The organism is Bacteroides sp. M10 (genome assembly GCF_014334015.1).
In the GTDB taxonomy this organism is placed as follows: Bacteria; Bacteroidota; Bacteroidia; order Bacteroidales; family Bacteroidaceae; genus Bacteroides; species Bacteroides intestinigallinarum.
The window spans coordinates 4,647,217-4,665,680 of the sequence record NZ_CP060488.1 but is presented as its reverse complement, the minus strand read 5'-3'; the positions used below and the strand labels follow the sequence as shown (position 1 = coordinate 4,665,680).

The window sequence follows — 18,464 nt, the reverse complement described above, 5'->3', positions numbered from 1 at the left end:
AAGACAGTAGTAAAAAATGAAAGCCTTATTTCTTATGTTCCACGGCTTTGATAAAGCGAACGGAATTAGTAAAAAAATACATTATCAGGTAAAAGCCCTCAAAGAGTGTGGGTTGGACGTTCGTACCTGCTATTATCAAACGACTCCCCACGGTGACCGCCGATGGATAGTGGACGACGAAATCATCGCCGATTTCGGCACCGGATTCACAGCAAAGGTATGGAAACGTGTCTACTACTCCCCGATCAGCGAATACGTACGCCGCGAGAAAATAGAATTTGTATATATGCGTTCTTTTCACAACGCAAGTCCTTTCATTCTGCAACTGGTCAGAAAACTGAAACAGGCGGGAGCGAAAGTAGTAATGGAAATACCCACCTATCCCTACGATCAGGAATACGTGGCATGGTCAATGAAATTCACTCTCGCTATCGACCGCTGTTTTCGCCACCGGTTGGCTAAAGAACTGGACGGCATCGTCACTTTTTCCAATGCAGAAAAGATCTTTGGAGGAAAAACGATACGAATTTCCAATGGGATAGACTTTAAAGCAATCCCTATCAAACGTACGCAGAACGACACCTCACGCGAACTCCATCTGATCGGAGTGGCCGAAGTGCATTACTGGCACGGATTCGACCGGTTAATACGCGGACTGGCCGAATACTACCGTACCAATCCGGAATACAAAGTTTATTTCCATATCGTAGGTCCCCTGTCCGGCATACGCGAACAGGAGGAAATTCTTCCTGCTATCCGCGACAATCACCTGGAACCATACGTCATCCTACACGGTCCCCTACACAGTAACGAATTGGATGAACAATTCGAAAAGGCAGATTTTGCCGTGGGCAGTCTGGGACGTCACCGGAGCGGAATTACCTATATCAAAACACTAAAAAACCGTGAATATGCCGCACGCGGACTTTCGTTCACTTATTCGGAAATGGACGAAGATTTTGACCGGATGCCTTATGTATGGAAAGTTCCACCAGATGAATCGCCGATAGACATTTCCGAATTGATCAACTTTCAACGCTCTCAACATATGTCGCCACCGGAGATACGTGAAACGGTCAAAGGATTGTCATGGACAGTGCAAATGCAAAAGGTCATTCATGAAACCGGAATTTGACCTCATACATATATCTGAAAAAACAAACAATATCTAATGGATAGAACGATAAAAATAGCCTATTGCATTCCCTCCCTCTATTACCCCAGCGGTATGGAGCGTGTGTTAACGTTAAAGGCAAACTATTTCACGGAGCACTTCGGCTACGAGATACACATCATCCTTACCGACGGAAAGGATAAAGAGCCATATTATAAACTGCATCCGTCGATTACCATACACCAACTCAATATCAACTACGACGCGTTATACGGACGTCCGTTACTGACACGGATTTTTGAATACAGCGCTAAGCAACGGCTATTCAAAAAAAGGTTGAACGAATGTTTATGCAAAATCCGTCCGGACATCACCATTTCCCTTCTCCGCCGTGATATCAACTTCATCAACCAAATGAAAGACGGCAGTGTCAAACTTGGAGAAATACACTTCAACAAGTCTAACTATCGGGATTTCGACAACAACCGTTTGCCGGATTTTCTCAAGAAAATAGGAAAAAAATACTGGCGGAGACAACTCATCCGCCAATTAAAACAACTGCAGAATTTCATTGTACTTAGCCACGAAGATGCTGCCGAATGGACGGAACTGAATAATGTAAAAGTAATCTATAATCCGCTTCCTTTCTTCCCCGAGCGTCAGTCCGACGGATTGCAGAAACAAGTAATCGCAGTGGGTAGATATGTGCCGCAAAAAGGATTCGACCGGCTCATTCCCGCATGGAGTATCGTCAGTAAGAAGCATCCGGACTGGATACTCCGAATCTACGGAGATGGCATGCGAGGGCAACTCCAACAACAAATTGACGAACTCGGAATCACCTCCAACTGTATCTTAGAACACACTGTACAGGATATTGTAGAGAAATATAATGAAAGTTCCATTTTTGTTCTCTCTTCACGTTTCGAGGGATTCGGAATGGTAATCATCGAAGCGATGGCATGCGGAGTACCACCCGTATCGTTCACGTGTCCCTGCGGTCCGCGAGACATCATCACCGATGGTAAAGACGGACTGCTAGTGGAAAATGGAGATATAGAAGGACTGGCAAACAGCATCTGTTACCTAATAGAACACGAAGATGTCCGCCGGAAGATGGGGCAACAAGCCCGCATCAGCGTAGAGCGTTTTAAGATAGAACATATTGCCCGAGAATGGAAAAAGCTATTTGAACAAATAGTAACACTTGACACTTAAAACTTAAAAGTGATGATTTGGTATAGTAAATATTTACAGGTTTATGAAAAGCCTTTTGCAGAAGCACCCGCATCTGTCATTGAAGAAGTACGGCAGAATATTGCGAAGCTGCAGAGTGATGAACCGCTTGTCAGCGTTTCAATTATCGGATACAACGAAGAAAAGCATCTACTCGCCTGCCTTTGGTCTTTGAGCGAGATGCAATGTAAATATCCTGTAGAAATCATCGGTGTAGACAATGAATCAAAAGACTGCACGGCGGAGATATTTCAAAAATGCGGTGTACCTTATTATACAGAAACTCAACATAGTTGCGGATTTGCCCGCCTTTGCGGGCTGAACCACGCCCGAGGCAAATATCATATTAATATTGACTCCGACACCATGTATCCTCCGAAATACGTAGAAATAATGGTAAACGCTCTCGAACGTCCAGGCATTGTGGCCGTCAGCTCCTTATGGAGTTATATTCCGGATAAAAATCACTCACGATGGGGACTAAAAGTCTACGAAGCAGCTCGTGACCTACATCTGTGGATGCAATCATTCAAACGTCCGGAACTTAGCGTGCGCGGACTTGTCCTTGCCTACCACACAGAGTATGCACGGAAAACTGGCATCCGTACCGACATCATCCGAGGTGAAGACGGCTACCTCTCTCTCCAACTCAAGCAGTTCGGTAAAATCGCTTTTGTCCGCAATCGCAAAGCACGTGCCGTAACAGGATATGGAACGGTTGGAACTGACGGAAGTCTGTTCAATAGTTTTAAAGTACGTGTTGTAAAAGGCCTGAAAGGGTTGGGAGGAATATTTACTAAAAAGAAAGAATATAAAGACGAAGATAGTAACCTGATTAAGAATAAGTAAACAGCCATGGGAAAACGCATAGAATATATCGACTTTATTAAAGGAATCTGCATTTTCATCGTAGTCTGGGGGCATTCCATCCAGAACTTGGGAGACGGTAACGATTTCTGGACCAATCCGGTACATGAGTTTATCTGTTCTTTCCACATGCCCATATTCATGCTGGTCAGCGGTTTCTTTTTCAGCAAATCCATCGGAAAACCACTCATGCAAAATATAATCCGAAGATTTAAACAACTAATACTTCCCTGTTTCGGCTGGTCATTAGTGTTGGTCGCTATCAATATCGGATATATGCTCTATGCCGGAATCATACCATCTCCAGCCGGAACTTTAAAATCTCTTTTCATGGAAACATTCACCCGTTTTTGGTTCCTGCGCTCTGTTTTTATCTGTTTCACACTCGCCATCGTCAGTATGAAAATATTCAAAAAAGATACTGCCGCTTTCATTATCTCACTTTTGCTTTTCCTTGCATTGCCGGACAATGGACGATTACACCTCGACAAGTTTATGTATCCATTCTTTTGGATGGGATATTTTATACATAAGTATATTGACGTAATCATGAAGCACCGGGGCAAACTACTGATCGCTTCACTTATCCTTTTCGCCATACTCCTCCCTTTCTATCAAAAAGAGGATTATATCTACATCACCGGAATGAGTATGTACGATTATCTGGAAGGAAAGTTCGTATGCTATCCGCCATGGGAAAGGCTACCGATTATCTGTTATCGCTATTTGATCGGTTTCGCGGGAAGCTTGTTTATATTCTTGCTGCTGCAACGAGTCTACCGCCCTCATTTCCGTGTAATCGAAAAAGTGGGTACATATACACTTGGCATCTATACCATACATATATTGATTGAAGGTAACGTATTGAGCCGGTTCAACCTGTTGGACACCGGTTTCTTCATGTTCAACTTTATTATAACGCCAGTTATTTCCATTCTATTGATTCTTCTCTGCATGGGAATTATCAAACTATTGGAAATGACACGCTTCAGCAGCTTATTGTTTTTAGGAAAAACCAAAACAGTCATCATGCTGTTAGCAATCTGCCTTATTCACGTTTCCTGTATCAAGAAAGTCAATTTGTACCAGGGAGACAAAGACGATGGAAAACAAGATAATTCAGGAAACAACAATTCTCCCCAAAGGCAAGACATCATCGTAGATACAGATTTCTTCTACCCTTTCGGGAATGAAAGTCAAAACTATACTGCGGAAATTATAATCAACACCCGCAATACTTTGCCCGAAGAAAAGGCCATAAAAACGGTAATTCCTGCATTGAAGTACAATAAGTCATGGCTACTGATGCTTACCCAAGACGACTGCAAACAAGCTGCCTTCTCGTGGACGTGGGCCGCCATCAATGGCAAACCTTTGACTGCCGGTTATTATTATCAACTCGGTCATTTGCAATACGAAGACCTTCCACCCGATATTTATTATCTTGGTGAAACTTTGGGAAGTACGGACGGATCCGGGAATGAAGTCAGGTTTTCATTTACCACCACCCTCTCACCGGAATGGGAATGGATGGACGCCAAAACACAAATTTATAAAGGACAGACGCAAGAATATTATCGCTTCTTCATGAAATCAGGGCTGACATGGGGAGATGTCAAAGAGATGCTGAACTATGGAATAGGTATCTCCATACATGATGTGAATATAGATAATGAAGAAATTACTGTTAATAACTTACTTAGACATTACGACATAGCCTTGAATATCATCAAAGAGAAACTGTCTGGCAGAGGATGTAAAATGCTGGCCAAACCAAGCGGAATTGCTGAATATATTACCGCTGGACAAATTCATTCTTCTATACAAACCATGACTTCCAATGATGGTGAAACGATATGTCCGGCAAAAACGGAAAACGATTTAAAAAAGGTGATACTAAACAGAGGATTCTACTCCATTGAGGATCTGAAAAAAGAAATCGACAAACAGCTACAATTATCGCCGGAAAAACGAATGGCTATCAACGTCGGCGTTCATGGTACAGATGCTTCTTGGGCTGACCTGTTGCTCTGGATCAACAATAACTACGGCAAAAAGGGAACGGACAACGTGTGGATACCCAACCAGGAAGAATATTATGAATACAATTTCTATCGTACACACGGCACAACAGCAGTGACAAAGATAGATGAACATAAACTGAGATTGACCGTTCATCTACCCAGTGAGGAAGACTTTTATTATCCTTCTGTTACGGTCAATCTATCTGGTATAAAGAAAGAGGATATTACCTCTCTTGATGCTGGAAGCACTGTTACAGGACTGTCTTATAGTAACTATGAAAATGGAATTATGCTCAATATCGATTGCCGGAAATATCTGACGGAACACGCCGAGAACTTCGTGAAAAGGTATGAAGCGAATCCGACAGATGCTTCCGCTAAAGCTGATGCCCTCTATTTTGTAAATATGCTAAAAGACTCGGATAAAAAGGAGGAGCTGAAAAAACGAATCAAGTGAACAGTTAATAAAAGCCGGACACAAAAAAAACTTAAAACGAGTTGAGTGTAAACAAAGAAAGAAGAAGTAATAAACAAATATAGCTATGAACGAAACCATTACCCTTTGTCTTGAAATTATTTTCTGGCTTGCCCTGTTCGTTGTGTTCTACACTTATTTGGGCTACGGAATTGTGCTTTATATTCTTGTCAAGTTGAAAGAGCTTTTCGTGAAGCCTGTGAAGCGTTCGTTGCCGGCATCGGACGCAGACCTGCCTGAAGTTACCCTCTTCATTACGGCATTCAACGAAGAAGATGTAGTGGACGAGAAGATGGAAAACAGTCTTGAGCTGGATTATCCTGCGGACAAGCTGCACATCGTATGGGTGACGGACGGAAGCGATGACGGTACGAACGAACGATTGCAGACGCGTTGGCAGGGGAAAGCGACCGTACATTTCCAACCGCTCCGGCAAGGTAAGACGGCTGCAATGGCACGTGGAATGACGTTGGTGGATACTCCGCTCGTTGTTTTTACGGATGCCAACACGATGGTGAACCGGGAGGCCATACGGGAAATCGTGCTTGCTTTCCAGGATCCGAAAGTGGGCTGCGTGGCTGGTGAAAAACGGATTGCCGTGCAGACTAAAGACGGGGCGGCTGCCGGTGGTGAAGGTATTTACTGGAAATACGAATCAACTCTGAAAGCACTTGACTCACGGCTCTACTCTGCCGTAGGAGCAGCAGGCGAATTGTTTGCCGTGCGTAATGAGCTATTCGAAGCGATGGAGCCGGATACGTTGCTCGACGATTTTATTCTTTCACTCCGGATCACAATGAAAGGTTACACTATCGATTATTGTACGAATGCTTATGCCATCGAAAGCGGTTCGGCAGATATGCGCGAAGAAGAAAAACGGAAAGTGCGCATCGCTGCGGGAGGATTGCAGTCCATCTGGCGGCTTCGTCCGTTGCTGAATCCTTTCCGTTACGGGATACTTAGCTTTCAATATACGTCGCACCGGGTATTGCGATGGTCTATTACTCCGTTTCTGTTGTTTGCGCTCTTCCCGCTGAATATTGCGATTCTGCTGTTGGGTGGTTCTACCATATTTTACGGAGTGCTGCTTGCCATGCAGGTTCTTTTTTACGGGTTGGGATATTGGGGATATTACCTATCTACGAAACAGATAAAAAACAAGTTGCTCTTTATCCCCTACTACTTTTTATTTATGAATGTCAATGTGCTGAAAGGCATCCGCTATCTCAAGAAGAAAAAAGGAAGCGGAGCCTGGGAAAAGGCGAAGCGCGCCGAAAAGTAAGAACAAATGCCGGAATCTTTTGTTATCCTTATAAGAGACATAAGTCTCTATTATCTAATAAAAAACAGACATGGACAGAATATTACATGATGCGAATAACGCACAAAGAATATTGAAACTGACGGCAGATACAATGCTATTGGTTGACAGACATGGCGTCTGCGTAGACATTGAGTCTCATTGTGATCTATGGTTTCTGCAAGAGGATATACTTTTAGGAAAAAATATATTTGAGCTTTTACCGGAATATACAAGAGAGAGGGTGATGCCCATCTTTCAGATTGTGCTCGAAGAGCAGCGAAGCATCAGCAAGAACTTCAAGCTGGTGCTGAATGACGAAATTTTCTACTTCAAATGCCTCATGTTTCCGTATGACGGCATGGTGCTTTGCCAATATCGTGACATCACGCAGAGAAGTAACGTAAAGCGTCGGCTAGAGCAGGCGAATCTTACTTTAAGGGCCATCCAGAAGGTTGCCCAGATAGGACAATGGGCATACAATACGAACCAGAACGTTTTCCATTATTTGGGTTATACAGGCGTTTTGTGTGAGGAAAGTGTGCAGAATCTCGCCATTGAAAAATATGTGGAACTGATTGTAGAAGAAGACCGTCAGAGTTTCAAGGAATGGTGTCGGGTGAACGAAAAGAAACTCAACACGGAGAGCATCAGCTATCGTGTCCGCCTGAACGGGGAAATCTTCTATATGCGTATCCAGACTTATTTGCGCGAAGAGCGCTCCGACGGTAGTTTCAATATCGAGGGGTATATTCAGAATATCACGGACATACAGCATCGCAGAAACGACATTAACACGCTGACACACGCTATCAACAATGCCAAAGAGAGTATCTTTGCCGCCAGACCTGATGGTACGATCATCTTTGCCAACCGCCGTTTCCTGCACAATCACGGTATTCCCGAAAGTGAGGATATCAGTCAGTTGAAAATCTACAATGTCGCCGCAGATATGCCTACGCAAGAGGCTTGGGACGAACGTTGTAAGGATACCATACATGGTGGTAGCAGTAATTTTGTGGCTCACCATCCATCGAAAATCAATAGAGATATATTGGCTTACGAAGGTACGATGTACAATGTTACCAATGATTCCGGTGAAGAAAGTTACTGGTCGTTTGCTCATGATATTTCCGAACGGATTCGGTATGAAGCCCAAATCAAACGGCTGAATCAAATCATGGATACGACGATCAATAATCTCCCCGCGGGGATTGTTGTGAAGGAGATCAATAATGATTTCCGGTACATTTACCGGAATCGGGAGGCTTATAACCGCGATCTTTACAAGAACGATCCTGTCGGTAAGAATGACTTCGATTTCTATCCGCCTATCGTAGCCGAGAAGAAGAGACAGGAGGATATTCAAGTGGCCACCACCGGAAAAGGTATGCATTGGACGGTGGAAGGAAAGGACCGGAACGGAAACCTGATTATCCTTGACAAACGGAAGATCCGGGTGGATGGAGACGAATTGTCTTCGCCCATGATCGTCAGCATCGAATGGGATGTCACGGAACTGGAAATGATGAAGCGGGAGTTACTGTCTTCGAAAGAAAAAGCGGAAATGTCTGATAGTTTGAAATCGGCTTTCCTTGCCAATATGAGTCATGAGATACGGACTCCGCTGAATGCTATTGTGGGGTTCTCGCATCTCATTGCCGAAAGTGATGATGCGGAAGAACGAAAGACGTACTACAACATCGTAAATGCGAACAACGAGCGTCTTTTGCAACTCATCAACGAGATTCTCGATCTCTCGAAGATTGAATCGGGGACTATTGAGTTTTCTTTCGGACCTGCCAGTTTACATAATCTCTGCCGGGAAGTGCACGATGCTCATATATTCCGTACGCCACAGGGAGTGAGTCTTGTCTATGAGCCTTCGGACGAGAGTCTGGTGATTGAAACGGACAAGAACCGGGTGTTTCAGGTGATTTCGAATCTGATTGGGAATGCTGTTAAGTTTACGAAAGAAGGAAGTATCAGTTATGGTTACAAGCTGGTGGACAACCAGATTGTTTTCCACGTAACGGATACCGGAACGGGAATTGAGCCGGAGAAAGTGGGACGTGTGTTCGAACGTTTTGCCAAGCTGAACAATCATGCACAGGGCACCGGGTTGGGATTATCTATCTGTCAATCTATCGTTGAGCGTCTCGGTGGCAGGATTTCCGTCAGCTCCGAGTTTGGTAAGGGAACGACGTTTACATTTACTTTGCCGTATACGGTTACAGAATCTGCTAGTGTAGATTCGGAGAAAAAGAATGGTGATGAGACGAGCGGAGGTATGAGCAGTGCTGTAAATACACGGCATGCCTGTATTTTGGTTGCCGAAGATACGGACAGTAACTTTGATTTATTGGAGGCTATCTTAGGTAAGGAGCACCGGATTATACGTGCACATGACGGAATGGAGGTTGTCACGATGTTCGATGAGGTGAAACCTGATCTTATCCTGATGGATATTAAAATGCCGAATTTGGATGGATTGGAGGCTACGAAGATCATTCGGGAGCTGTCTGCCACTGTTCCTATCATTGCTCAAAGTGCCTTTGCCTATGAGCAGGACCAAAAAGCGGCGAAGGAGGCCGGATGCAACGATTTTATAGCTAAACCGATAGCGGATGATAAGCTGAAAGCTATGATTCATAAATGGCTGTCGCCTCCATAAAAGGGCACATATTGTAGAGTATATATTATATAGAAAACAATTTAATAGTGATATAATCACCCAATAATTTAGATTAGATGAAAGCCTTTTACAGACTGTTTTATTACATATCCATTGTGCTGACCAGTATTTTGGCAGGAGTTACCATTGCGGGCGCCTTCGTAGGTAATGCCGTACCGGATAGTTTCAAATTTATGCCTTTCATCGGTTTGATTTTACCGATACTTTTGTTGGCTAATCTTGCTTCTGTCATCTACTGGACGATTCGTTGGCGGTGTTGGGTTTTCATCCCTCTGATTGCTATATTTAGCAACTGGAGCTATATTAGTTGTGTGATTCATTCTCCTTTTTTCAGCCCGGCTTCGGCTCCAATGGTCAAAATGAACGCGTATACTCCTGGTATTCTAACTGTTGCTACTTACAATGTTGACGCTTTTAATCATGAGCATACCGGTTATTCATGCAAAGAGATAGCCTCTTACATGAGAAATCTGCAAGCAGATATTCTCTGTTTTCAGGAGTTTGGCATTAATGATGAGTTTGGTGTAGACAGTATAGCTGCGGTTCTTTCTGATTGGCCGTATCATTTTATTCCTATTTCTCCCGAGGGAAAACATTTGTTGCAGCTGGCTGTTTTCAGCCGTTACCCTATCAAGGAGGAGAATCTTATCGTCTATCCTGATTCGAAAAATTGCAGTCTCTGGTGTGATATTGAGATTAATGGCCGTACTATCCGTCTGTTCAACAATCATCTCCAAACAACGGAAGTGAGCCAGAACAAGCGCAAACTGGAAAAGGGACTCCGCACGGATGATTCTCAAAGGGTGGAACGTGCTGCTGTGGGATTGATTGACGGATTGCATGAGAATTTCCGGAAACGTGCCGCACAAGCTAATACTCTAAAGCAACTGATAGCTGCCTCCCCCTATCCTACTATCATCTGCGGTGACTTTAACTCTCTGCCGTCTTCGTATGTTTATCACACTGTAAAAGGTGATAAGTTGCAGGATGGTTTTCAGACGAGTGGTCATGGGTATATGTATACTTTCAAGTTTTTCAAGCATCTGTTAAGAATCGACTATATTCTCCATTCGCCGGAACTGAATAGTACGGATTACTTCTCTCCGGATCTTACTTATAGCGATCATAATCCGGTGGTGATGAGGGTGAAGTTATAATACAAATAGCATAATATAAAAATCACACAAGAAAATCTTATCCTCACTCAATGAGATAAAAGAAGAGCATCACATTCATTCTCATAATCAAAGATGAAACAATCAATATCATAATAAAGAAAGCCGAACAATTAAAAAATTGCCCGGCTTTCTTTATTATGATATTAAACTACTATTAATTGAAAATATAACGTACACTAAACTGAACTGAATAAGTAGATTTAAAGCTTTGGAAATCACGATAAGTGCTTGTCAGCGTCTCACCTGCATTCTTATTCATAGTAAACTCTCCGTCTTTATACTGCAACAAGCTAGAATTGATTACTTGCTTATAAAGTCCCCAGCTATTATTCAACAAGTTAGGAAGATTTTTAATATCAACTCCTACTTGCAACAAGTTGCGCTTACCACCAACATTCAAATAGAAATCCTGATTCAATTTAAAATCAACCTGATGATGCCATGGCATAACAGCTCCACCTCTTTCAGCATATTTACCTTTGCGATTCTTCAGATATTTATCTTGGTTAATATAATTCCAGAAATCATCTCTTTGTTGTGTAGCAGGATAAGAAGCAGCATCACTAAACTTCCAGTTATCCAATTCTTCACGCGTTGCAGGAATATACAATAAGCTATTTGCACCTGCATCACCAACAACATTGCCAGAGAAAGTATATGAGTAACGGCTATATCCCCATGTTCCGGCATATCCCATCTGCATTCCTTCATACAATAAAGAAACACTGGTTGCAAAATGCTTACCGTATTCTTTTTTATAACCGATTGTTGCCAATATACGATCAGGAGCTACATAAGTACCATAACCCAATTCATGTTCATTAATACCATTTACTGAATAAGTATTAGTCTTATAAGCTGAAGTTACCTGGTCACCAATACCATCACTATATGAACGAGATTTTGAATGTGTATAAGCAAATGATAAATCTAAACCAAAATCAAAGTTTTTACGTAATTGCGCAGAAATTGAATAATAATAAGCACCTTTTTTCCAGTTTTCTAAAAGATAAACATTCTGACCTTTATTATATATCTTATAAGTATCACGAACGTCATTTGGAGAAAGAGTCAATTTTGCATCTTGTAACTCATAACCACGATTAGTTATAACAACAGGATTATAGTCACGACTGTAAATTCCTTCTAATGTAAAATTAATATCACCCGGCAATCTCATATCAAGGGCTAATGAAGTCTTCCAAGTAGAAGGCATCTTCAAATCTTTATCAATAATAGTAGGGTCTTTAGGAAGCTCTACTTTTGAATGTGTCTGACCGCCATAAAGGTCTTTCAATATCTCATCACGATTTGCATGGAAGCCCGGTTTGTATTGAGCAGTAGCAGCATCCGTATAATAATAAGTAGTTTGTCCCACGCCTGAATTTCCCACAGCAGAAATCAACCATACAAAAGGCATACGTCCTACAAACAGACCTGTACCACCACGAAGTACATACTTACGGTCTCCGGTTATATCCCAGTTAAAGCCAACACGCGGAGAAACAGATACTTTTGCACCCGGAAGTTGATCTGTAGAATAATGCTGACCACCAAAATCTAATTTGGCAAACTCTTCATTATTATTATTCTTTAAAGAAGGATAAGTCGGCAGTTCAAAACGAAGTCCACCTGTTACCTTAAAATTTTCTGAAACAGAAATCTCATCCTGCAAATACAAAGAATATTGTTGAAATTTCAATTCTGCAAGGAATTGAGACATATCAGGTGAATTTGAGTGAGTTATAGCAAAAGCCTGCGGAGTTCTATCATTTACAAAATCATCCCAAGTTGAATAGACATAGTAGCCAGCACCTCCTAACATATAACCATTAATAGCTTTCGTATGCTCATATTGGAAACCAGCCATAAACTTATTAATACCCACATTCCAGTTGAACTCATCTGTAATAGTAAACACTTTTGTCTGACGTAGATTACCTGCTGTGAAAAGGTCAGCACCAAAATTAGCATATACGGCACCGTCTTGCAAAATATCAACTGTTGGGAAAAGAGGACCATCAAATGAACGAGGCTCATCTTGATAGGAATATGCAAAACGCAACATATTATTCATTGCTCCTTGAGCCATACGCGAGTTCCATTCACCTGCAACAGAAGTAAAGTCACGCACTTGATAGTAGTTGGAATTCGAGAAACTCAAGGCATATTTAGAAGTACGTCCCTGTCCTTTGGCAATGTCACCAACAGGCTTACCATCTATAACTTCATTAGATTTACCTCCTGGATAAAGATCTGATGAATACAATGGATTAGTTGAACTAGTAGGGAAGTTAGAATCTTTAGTATGCGTTCTGGTAAAGCGGAAACTAACCTTATTATCTTGATTGGCATTCCAATCAATACGTGCCATAATACGATAAGCAGGAGTATCCGTTGAATAGCCATTATACTTTCCCGGATTAAAGTCATACTTATTTATTAAGAAATTGCTTATAGCATCCATGTCACTTTGAAGAGGGCGATGTACATTACCACCGCTATAGCTTTCTCCAAGTGCAGTACGAGGACGATAACTTGATCCCGCAGTTACATTGTCTTCATATTCTCCATTCACAAAGAAGAACAACTTATCTTTTATAATCGGACCACCAAAGCTTGCACCATAAGTATAATATTGAGCTTTGGAGCGTAAAAGTTCATAATCATCAACCTTGCTTCCTTTTAGATTCTCATTATTAAAATACATATAGGCAGTTCCACGGAATTGATTATCTCCTGAACGGGTTACTGCATTAATTGCACCTCCTGTAAAACCACTCTGACGAACGTCGAACGGAGTTACAGCCACTGTAACTTGTTCCAAAGCATCCAAAGAAATTGGAGACCCGTTAGCCGGAAGATTACCTCCTAATCCGAATGTATTATTAAAAGCAGCACCATCAACTGTGACAAATGACTGACGATAGTTACCACCACCTACTGCAAAACCGTTACCAACATCAGCACCTTGTGGAGAAAGACGCATGATATCGCTAATACTACGAGAAATAGTCGGAGTACTATTAATCATATCACGATTGGCATTCATAATAGCACCTGCTCTATCAGACTTCATATTACTCTCTTTAGAAGCAGTCACTACTACTTCGTCCAACAGTTCTGAACTCTCTTTTAAAGAAACATTTAAAACATAATTCTCTCCCAGTAAAAGATTAATTCCCTTGTAAATTGCTGTTTGATAACCAACATAAGAAATTTCTACTTTGTAAGGGCCGCCGGTACGCATACCCTGCAGATTAAATTGACCACTGACGTTAGTCACTGTACCATAACGAGTACCTGATGGTTCGTGAACCGCAACGATTGTTGCTCCAATGATTGGTTCATCTTGTGCGGTCACTTTACCACTCATCGTGGCTGTTGTAACCTGCGCGCTCATCGTGACAGTAATAAACAACATTACTAGCACTAAAAAAGATCGCATTTTCTTTAACATAAATGTAGTTAATTAGTTAATATAAATTGTTTGCTTTTAAAAACTGTGCACAAATATAATTAATAATATTTAGAACTACATTACGATTATACTACAATTTTTTAAGAGAGATAAACGTTTCGCCACGTTATAAAACGATAAAGGCTCTACAATATTTGCAGAGCCTTTTATTTTGAAACAGAAAGCATTAGAAATGCTTCAATCTATTACTTTATACTAGTCAGTCATTAACTTTCTATAACGAACACGCTTCGGCTCTTCATTTCCCAAACGTTTCATTTTGTTTTCTTCGTATTCTGAATAAGACCCTTCGAAGTAGAATACATTGGAGTCTCCTTCAAAAGCCAGAATGTGTGTACAGATACGGTCGAGGAACCAACGGTCGTGCGAGATAACTACGGCACAGCCGGCAAAATCTTCCAGACCTTCTTCCAAAGCACGCAGTGTGTTTACGTCAATATCATTGGTAGGCTCATCGAGCAACAGTACATTGCCTTCTTCTTTTAAAGCCATCGCCAAGTGTAAACGGTTTCTTTCACCACCGGACAGTACACCGCAAAGTTTTTCCTGATCGCCTCCGGAGAAATTGAAACGGGAAAGGTATGCACGTGCATTGATGTCACGTCCTCCCATGCGGATCAACTCATTACCACCGGAAATTACCTGGTAAACACTTTTATTAGGATCAATATCTCTGTGTTGTTGGTCTACATACGCCACCTTTACAGTCTCTCCTACTTCAAATTCTCCTTTATCTACTGTCTCCAATCCCATAATCAGACGGAACAGTGTCGTCTTTCCCGCACCATTGGGACCGATCACACCAACAATACCATTAGGAGGAAGCATAAAGTTCAAATCGTCAAACAATAGTTTATCGCCGTATGCTTTGGCCACCTGTTTCGCTTCAATGACTTTATTACCCAGACGCGGACCATTCGGAATGAAGATTTCAAGTTTTTCTTCTTTCTCTTTCACGTCTTCATTCAGCAACTTGTCATAAGAGTTAAGACGTGCCTTACCCTTTGCCTGACGGGCTTTCGGAGCCATGCGCACCCATTCCAACTCACGTTCCAGTGTTTTGCGACGTTTGCTGACGGTCTTTTCTTCCATTTCCATACGTTTTGTCTTCTGTTCCAGCCAGGAAGAGTAGTTACCTTTCCAGGGAATACCTTCACCACGGTCTAGTTCGAGAATCCATCCGGCAACATGATCGAGGAAGTAACGGTCGTGCGTCACGGCAATAACCGTACCTTCATATTGCTGAAGATGTTGTTCCAACCAGTCGATAGATTCTGCATCCAAGTGGTTGGTAGGTTCGTCCAGCAAGAGCACATCTGGTTTCTGCAACAACAAACGACATAAAGCTACCCGGCGACGTTCACCTCCGGACAGGTTTTCTACCGGCTGATCTTCAGGCGGACAACGGAGAGCATCCATCGCACGCTCCAGTTTGCTATCCAGATTCCATGCATCAGTCGCATCAATGATATCTTGCAGTTCGCCCTGACGGGCAAAAAGAGCATCCATCTTATCCTGATCCTCGTAGTACTCCGGTAAACCGAACTTCTGATTGATTTCTTCGTATTCTGTCAGTGCGTCAACAATGGGTTGCACGCCTTCCATTACTACTTCTTTTACTGTCTTTGTGTTGTCTAAATAAGGTTCCTGTGCCAAGTAACCCACGGAATATCCCGGAGAGAACACCACTTCTCCCTGATAGGATTTCTCCAAACCGGCGATGATCTTCAATAACGTTGATTTACCGGAACCGTTCAAACCGATAATACCGATTTTCGCTCCATAGAAAAACGACAGGTAAATGTCTTTCAGCACATTCTTATTGGGGGTGAAAGCCTTGCTCACTCCCACCATTGAGAAGATAATTTTTTTATCGTCAGCAGCCATATGTATGATTATATATTGTTGATAATGGCACAAAGATAAGAAAAATGTTTGAATTCTTTTGGAGTTATAAAAAAATGTTCTACCTTTGCACCCGCATTCGAAAGAAAGCACTGAAGGACCGATTCGCTAGCTCAGCAGGTAGAGCACAACACTTTTAATGTTGGGGTCCTGGGTTCGAGCCCCAGGCGGATCACGGAAAACAAAATTAATCCCTTGATAATCATTATTATCAAGGGATTTTTCTTTTTTATTTTCTCACAATAGACTTATTCAACAGGAATAGAATGGCACGGTAATTCGATTACGAAAGTAGTGCCTATCCCCAGTTGGGAATCTACTAATATCCGCCCGTTCATTTTTTCAACGATCAATTTACAGATAGATAAGCCCAAACCGGCTCCTTGAACAAAGGCATCCAACTTTTCAAACCTTTCGAATATCTTTTCAAGCATATTTTGCGGGATACCCCGGCCGGTGTCTTTAACACCGATTCGGACAAATTGATGATCTACCTCATAGAAGACTTCCACATATCCGGTGGTAGTATTCTTTAAAGCATTCGAGAGGAAGTTACTTACTATCTGCTTGATACGCAGCTTATCCAGCTCTGCCAGAAAAGCATGCTCGGGATAGTTGGTCAGGAGTTTCACACCGGAGGGCACTTGATGAACATACTCCGCCACACTCTCATTAAGAAGCTCGGTTAGATTAACCCAGTCCGGATGCAATTCTATATATCCGGATTCTATCTTAGAAAGATCAATCACATCATTAATCAGATTAAGCAGAAGTTTGTTGTTGTGGCCGATCAGGGAATTATAAAGTTCTTTTTCCGCTGCATCCTCCGTACTAGCCAACAAGCTCGAAAACCCGATGATAGCATTTAAAGGAGTACGGATTTCATGACTCATATTGGCGAGGAAAGCAGACTTTAAACGATCGGACGCTTCGGCTTTATCGCGTGCTTTGACAAGCATTTCCTCTGTTCTTTTCAGTTCTGTAATATCATAATTGATGCCGATTATTTCGATAACCTGATCTTGCGGAGCATATTTCCTAACCAACAAATTGATATATGTCCATGTGCAGGTGCCATCTTCTCTACAGATACGCATTTCTTTGCTAAGCTTGGCAGTAAGTCCCTTCCGCACATCGTCTAGAAACCGAATCAATAGGGCACGGTCGTCGGGATGGAAATGCCGGTATGTAGAAAAAATTTCGGATAAGGGAGTTTCCTCCTCCTCACCGATATTACTGTACCAGCTCTTTTGGGCGTAACCATGCCCGGTCAAAACATTGAAGTGAGCATAACCAACCTTGGCATAATCACCGACCAGTTCAAAAAACTCTTCAAATTCCTGAATTTTATTATAAGCCACGGTTGTTTCCGTCTTATCCGCATTAATCAACAGGTAATTTATCGGTTGGTGTTCGTTATCATACAACGTAGTCACTTTAGTCACCAAATCAATCCTGCCCTCCTTTTGGGAATTCTGATAATAGGAGCCTACTTTCGAGAAATCATAACGGAAAGTAAAGTCGGCATCTTCATGCTTCTTCAACCGTTCTTTCATTTCTTTCGGGAAAATAGGATTCTCGAAAATATTGATACCCAAGACATCTTCTTTCTTCTCTACATGAAACATCTCCAATTCCTTATCGTTCAAATCTATCAATATTCCATCCATATTATATAGTTCGATACCGATTGGTAAATGCTTGAAAATGTTATATAAGAGACGTTCACTATGCTGCAATGCCTGATAGGCAGATGCCATATCGGGACCATCCTGCACTTCGGCTATACCATAAACAATTTCATTTCCGTCTTCGTCCGTTTCTTGAAAGCAGATCTTACTACGTATCCAGACAGTTCCTTTCACCGTATCAAGTAAATATACCGCTTCCGGTCTTTGATGCACACCAAAAGAATGGACAGTCGTAGGACGTTGCTCCTCCTTCAGAATACGTTTATTGAAATCCTCAAAACTTATAACTCCGGTCTTATCCAGACCTAATAATTCTAATATAAAATCAGAACACTCATAATTCGCAGTTGATAAATTGGCTTTCCACCATCCCATATTAGCGTTAGCCATCAACTGCGAGAAAAAATTGAAATCTTGTAGTCTATTCATAACGCTATTTATCATTTTAACACTTTTTCGGGCGCAAAAATACAGATTACCCACAAACCGTACTTTCAG

Annotated in this window: 10 protein-coding genes and 1 tRNA gene; 8 read left to right on the top strand and 3 right to left on the bottom strand. The window is 41.9% G+C overall.

Annotated features, from left to right (window positions below):
* The first annotated feature begins 16 nt into the window (after nucleotides 1–16).
* The 7 genes from H8796_RS16935 (at nucleotide 17) to H8796_RS16905 (ending at nucleotide 10,868) form a co-directional block, all read left to right on the top strand.
* The gene (locus H8796_RS16935; protein ID WP_117933093.1) at nucleotides 17–1,135 is read left to right on the top strand and encodes a glycosyltransferase family 1 protein; all 1,119 of its coding nucleotides are present in this window, start codon (nucleotides 17–19) and stop codon (nucleotides 1,133–1,135) included.
* Between the two features lie 36 nt (nucleotides 1,136–1,171).
* Nucleotides 1,172–2,332 carry a glycosyltransferase family 4 protein gene (locus tag H8796_RS16930; RefSeq protein WP_117933091.1) on the top strand — a complete coding sequence of 387 codons (1,161 nt, stop codon included), beginning with the start codon at nucleotides 1,172–1,174 and terminating at the stop codon, nucleotides 2,330–2,332.
* A 12-nt stretch (nucleotides 2,333–2,344) separates the two neighbouring features.
* Nucleotides 2,345–3,199, top strand: coding sequence for a glycosyltransferase family A protein (locus H8796_RS16925; RefSeq protein WP_187343838.1), 855 nt, complete (start codon nucleotides 2,345–2,347; stop codon nucleotides 3,197–3,199).
* 6 nt (nucleotides 3,200–3,205) lie between these two features.
* On the top strand, nucleotides 3,206–5,698 hold the full coding sequence (locus H8796_RS25665; protein WP_117933087.1) for an acyltransferase family protein: 2,493 nt from the start codon (nucleotides 3,206–3,208) through the stop codon (nucleotides 5,696–5,698).
* Nucleotides 5,699–5,783: 85 nt separating this feature from the next.
* Nucleotides 5,784–6,998 carry a glycosyltransferase family 2 protein gene (locus H8796_RS16915; protein ID WP_117933085.1) on the top strand — a complete coding sequence of 405 codons (1,215 nt, stop codon included), beginning with the start codon at nucleotides 5,784–5,786 and terminating at the stop codon, nucleotides 6,996–6,998.
* Nucleotides 6,999–7,068: 70 nt separating this feature from the next.
* Complete coding sequence (locus H8796_RS16910; RefSeq protein WP_117933083.1) at nucleotides 7,069–9,690, top strand: ATP-binding protein; 2,622 nt, start codon at nucleotides 7,069–7,071, stop codon at nucleotides 9,688–9,690.
* Nucleotides 9,691–9,767: 77 nt separating this feature from the next.
* The gene (locus H8796_RS16905; protein ID WP_117933081.1) at nucleotides 9,768–10,868 is read left to right on the top strand and encodes an endonuclease/exonuclease/phosphatase family protein; all 1,101 of its coding nucleotides are present in this window, start codon (nucleotides 9,768–9,770) and stop codon (nucleotides 10,866–10,868) included.
* 175 nt (nucleotides 10,869–11,043) lie between these two features.
* On the opposite strand, the gene H8796_RS16900 is transcribed toward H8796_RS16905, so the two are convergent.
* Both H8796_RS16900 and ettA read right to left on the bottom strand, forming a co-directional pair.
* Nucleotides 11,044–14,349 carry a TonB-dependent receptor domain-containing protein gene (locus H8796_RS16900; RefSeq protein WP_117933079.1) on the bottom strand — a complete coding sequence of 1,102 codons (3,306 nt, stop codon included), beginning with the start codon at nucleotides 14,347–14,349 and terminating at the stop codon, nucleotides 11,044–11,046.
* A gap of 216 nt (nucleotides 14,350–14,565) precedes the next feature.
* Complete coding sequence (gene ettA, locus H8796_RS16895) at nucleotides 14,566–16,257, bottom strand: energy-dependent translational throttle protein EttA (RefSeq protein WP_004300352.1); 1,692 nt, start codon at nucleotides 16,255–16,257, stop codon at nucleotides 14,566–14,568.
* Between the two features lie 120 nt (nucleotides 16,258–16,377).
* On the opposite strand from ettA, the gene H8796_RS16890 reads away from it, so the two are divergent.
* Nucleotides 16,378–16,450: transfer RNA gene (locus H8796_RS16890), tRNA-Lys, on the top strand.
* 73 nt (nucleotides 16,451–16,523) lie between these two features.
* On the opposite strand, the gene H8796_RS16885 is transcribed toward H8796_RS16890, so the two are convergent.
* Complete coding sequence (locus tag H8796_RS16885; RefSeq protein WP_117933052.1) at nucleotides 16,524–18,395, bottom strand: PAS domain-containing sensor histidine kinase; 1,872 nt, start codon at nucleotides 18,393–18,395, stop codon at nucleotides 16,524–16,526.
* Between the last annotated feature and the right edge of the window lie 69 nt (nucleotides 18,396–18,464).